The 2,484-nt window shown below is 71.3% G+C and carries 3 protein-coding genes and 1 pseudogene; 3 read left to right on the top strand and 1 reads right to left on the bottom strand.

Annotated features, from left to right (window positions below; all coding sequences use genetic code 11):
* From ACLEQD_RS41340 to ACLEQD_RS41330, 3 genes and pseudogenes are all read left to right on the top strand, one after another.
* Nucleotides 1-527: carbohydrate binding domain-containing protein (locus ACLEQD_RS41340; RefSeq protein WP_410391405.1), on the top strand; the 527-nt coding region annotated here is incomplete at its 5' end.
* Between the two features lie 152 nt (nucleotides 528-679).
* Nucleotides 680-769 (top strand): annotated as a pseudogene (locus ACLEQD_RS41335) (hypothetical protein); the annotation flags it as partial.
* A gap of 112 nt (nucleotides 770-881) precedes the next feature.
* Entirely contained in the window at nucleotides 882-1,721 is an 840-nt protein-coding gene (locus ACLEQD_RS41330; protein WP_410391404.1) for a heparan-alpha-glucosaminide N-acetyltransferase domain-containing protein, read from the top strand.
* Here the strand turns inward: ACLEQD_RS41330 and ACLEQD_RS41325 are convergent.
* Nucleotides 1,678-2,169 (bottom strand): VOC family protein, encoded by a 492-nt coding sequence (locus tag ACLEQD_RS41325; RefSeq protein ID WP_128797513.1) that lies wholly within the window; start codon nucleotides 2,167-2,169, stop codon nucleotides 1,678-1,680. The genes ACLEQD_RS41330 and ACLEQD_RS41325 overlap by 44 nt on opposite strands.
* Nucleotides 2,170-2,484 lie beyond the last annotated feature (315 nt).

Here is a 2,484-nt window from a genome sequence, read left to right as displayed (position 1 = left end):
CCGACGGTGGCGTGGACGGCGGGACGCGGCCGGATGCCGGCACGGATGCGGGCACCGGGTCCCCCGACGCGGGCACTCCGGGCGACACCTCGAAGTACGGCTTCGAGTCCAGCACGCAGGGCTGGAGCGCGAGCGGCGCCGCCCTGTCGTCCGTGAGCACCACCACGTCCAAGGCCTACGCGGGCGCCCGTTCGCTGGCCGTGCCCTTCAACGGCACGTCCGGCAAGGGCACGGTGGCCGTGGCCAACGCGGCCGTCTACTCCGGCAAGACGGTGACGTTCCGGTTCTGGCTGCCCACCAGCAGCAAGATCACCGGCGTCCAGCCCTACGCCCTGGAGGGCGCGGCCGCGAACTGGCGCTGGACGGGCAACTGGATCGCCGTCGGCAGCCTCAAGGCCGGCGCCTGGAACAACATCACCGTGAAGCTGCCCGCCGGCTCCACCTCCCCGCTGTACCAGCTGGGCGTGGAGTTCCAGACGACGGGCACGTGGAAGGGGACGGCGTACCTCGACGCCGTCATCTGGTAGGTCAAGCAGTTCCCGGTCCCGCGGGCGCGTGCAACCGCCCGCGGGACCGACGTAGGGTAGCGCCCCCCGTGAGCACCCTGCCCCCCGCCGCCCCCGTCTCCCGCGAGCGCGTGCGCGCCATCGACTGGCTGCGCGGCCTCTCCGTCCTCGTGATGATCCAGACCCATTCGCTCGTGCTGCTCACCCCCGAGCTGCGCAAGAGCGAGTGGACCGGCCGGCTGCTCAAGGTCGACGGGCTGGTGGCCCCCGCGTTCATCTTCTCCGCCGGGTTCGCGCTGGCGCTCCTCATGGTGCGCAGCGCGCCGCGGGCGTGCTGCACGCGCGCGTGCCCGCAACCTGCGCCGCATCGCGGAGGTGTTCGCGGTCGCGGCGCTCGTCAACGCCGTCTGGTTCCCCATCCGCACCGAGCCCGTGTGGCTGCTGCGCCTGGACATCCTCCACTGCGTGGGCCTGTGCCTGATCATCACCCTGCCCCTGGCCGCGCTGCTGGCCTCACGCCCGCGCGTGCTCGCGGGCACCGCGTTCGCCCTGGCGATGGTGGCGTTCGCGCTGGCGCCCTTCAGCGACTCCGCGGGCGAGCCCTGGGCGTCGTTCCTGCGCAAGTCCTCCTGGGCCCCCTTCCCGCTGGTGCCGTGGATCGGCTTCGCGTGGCTGGGCGCCTTCGCGGGCTGCATCGCGGGCGCGTGGGGCCGCAAGGGGCTGGCGCGGGCCCTGGGCTTCCTCATCGCGCTGGGGCTCGTGGGCACGCTGATGCCGCGCGTGCTCAACGACCTCTACCCGCCGCACCGCTTCTTCGTCACCAACCCGTCCAACTCCGCCACCCGCTTCATGTGGGTCTGCGCGGTGCTGCTGGTGATGCTCTGGGTGGAGTCCCGGATGGCGCCGGACGCGAAGCCGTCACGCGCGCGCCGCTTCCTGGAGGTGTTCGGCACCGCGTCGCTGTCCGCGTACTTCTTCCACGAGATGCTGCTGTACTACCGCGTCTTCGGCGTCTTCTCGTTCCAGAAGCTGTGGGGCGACTCCAGCGGGTGGCTGAAGTACGCGGGCCTGCTCGCGCTGCTCATCGCGTGCACGTTCGTGCTGTGCCTCGCGTGGGATCCGGTGGAGCGCGTAGTGAAGAAGGCCTTCACGCGCGCGGGCCGGTGGCTGCTCAGTGCGCCGCGCTGGCTGCGGCCTGCTCGAAGGCGCGGATGAGCTCCGGCGGGGCCTGCACCAGTTCAATCAGCACGCCCTCGCCGCTCAGCGGGAACTGATCACTCGCCTTCGGGTGGATGAAGCAGACGTCGAAGCCCGCCGCGCCCTTGCGGATGCCGCCGGGCGTGAAGCGCATGCCCTGCCCCTCCAGCCACTTGACGGCCACCGCCAGGTCATCCACCCACAGGCCCACGTGGTTGAGCGCGGGGTCGTGCACCTTCGGACGGCCGTCAGGGTTGACGGGCTGCATCAAGTCCACCTCCACCTTGAAGGGGCCCGCGCCCGCCACGACGATGTCCTCGTCCACGTTCTCCTTCTCGCTGCGGTAGGTGCCATGGGCCGTCAGGCCTAGCGTGTCCACCCACAGCTTGCGCAGGGCGCCCTTGTCCAGCCCTCCGATGGCGATCTGCTGGATGCCCAGAATCCGGAACGGTCGTGTCGTCTCCATGGGCGCGGACCGTCGCAAAAGGGGTCCCCCCACGCAAGCGCGGGCCACGGGCGGGGCCGGGAAAAATTCACTGGATAAACCCATTCCGGAGGTCGGCCGTTTCCAGGGGCACGCTGACCTCCTCCCGTCGTCCCGGAGCCGCCCCATGTCCCCGTTCTTCTCGAAGCGCCGCGCGTCCTTCGTCAGTGGTGCCCTCCTCTGCGCAAGCCTCGTGAGCGCGTGCTCCTCCATGGAGCCGGCGCAGGGCGTGACGCGCAGCGAGCTCCGCCCCCAGGCCGTCGCGACCACCCGGAGCGCCCCCGCTGACGAGTCCCC

The organism is Corallococcus sp. 4LFB, from assembly GCF_046520365.1.
Lineage (GTDB): Bacteria > Myxococcota > Myxococcia > Myxococcales > Myxococcaceae > Corallococcus > Corallococcus caeni.
This window is presented reverse-complemented; position numbering and strand designations above follow the sequence as displayed.

What these genes read in the sequence shown, in the direction of transcription:
- ACLEQD_RS41325 (WP_128797513.1), bottom strand. Translation starts at nt 2,169, where the DNA reads ATGGAGACGACACGACCGTTCCGGATTCTGGGCATCCAGCAGATCGCC.